At 67.7% G+C, this 647-nt stretch carries 1 protein-coding gene; it reads left to right on the forward strand.

Features of this window, described 5'->3' with window-relative positions:
* Positions 1 to 647, forward strand: a 647-nt coding sequence (locus HMPREF0178_RS20225) for a S49 family peptidase (RefSeq protein ID WP_009369405.1), incomplete at both ends; no start/stop codon positions are given.

Raw genomic sequence — 647 nt, forward strand, 5'->3', positions numbered from 1 at the left:
CCGGGCGGCGTGGCCTCCGGCGTCCCTGAGCTGGCCGCATGGCTGGCCACGCAAACTGCGAAGCCCGTGTACGCCTACGCCGACGGCCTGTGCGCCTCCGCCGCCTATTACCTCGCGGCGGCCACCGGGCGCGTCTATGCCCCGGCCACGGCCACCGTCGGCAGCATCGGCGTCATCTGTCGGCATATGGACTGGTCCGGCTTCCTCGAGAAATGCGGCGTCCGCGTCACCCACCTTACCGGCGGCGCATGGAAGGCCGCGGGCAACGACGCCGAGCCGCTGACCGATGAGGTCAAAGCCTACCTGCAGCAGCCCATCAACGAACTACACACGATGTTCCGGGCCGACGTCGCCGCGCACATGCCGGTCGATGCGTCCGCCCCGGAGACATGGGGCGACGGGCAGGTCTTTCTGGCATCCCGCGCCCACGAGCTGGGCCTCGTCACGGGCATCGTGCCCGGCATGGACGCGCTCATCGCGCTCATCAACACCACCAAGGAGAAACCTATGGATCGCATAGAACTCGCGTCCAGCCATCCCGAACTGCTGGCGCAGATCGAAGCGGACGCCAAGAAACAGGGGGCCGCCGAAGCCAACGCCGCAATGGAAACGCAACAGCAACAGGCTGTGCAGGCCGCCCTCGACAA

This window comes from Bilophila sp. 4_1_30, from assembly GCF_000224655.1.
Taxonomy (GTDB): Bacteria; Desulfobacterota; Desulfovibrionia; order Desulfovibrionales; family Desulfovibrionaceae; genus Bilophila; species Bilophila wadsworthia.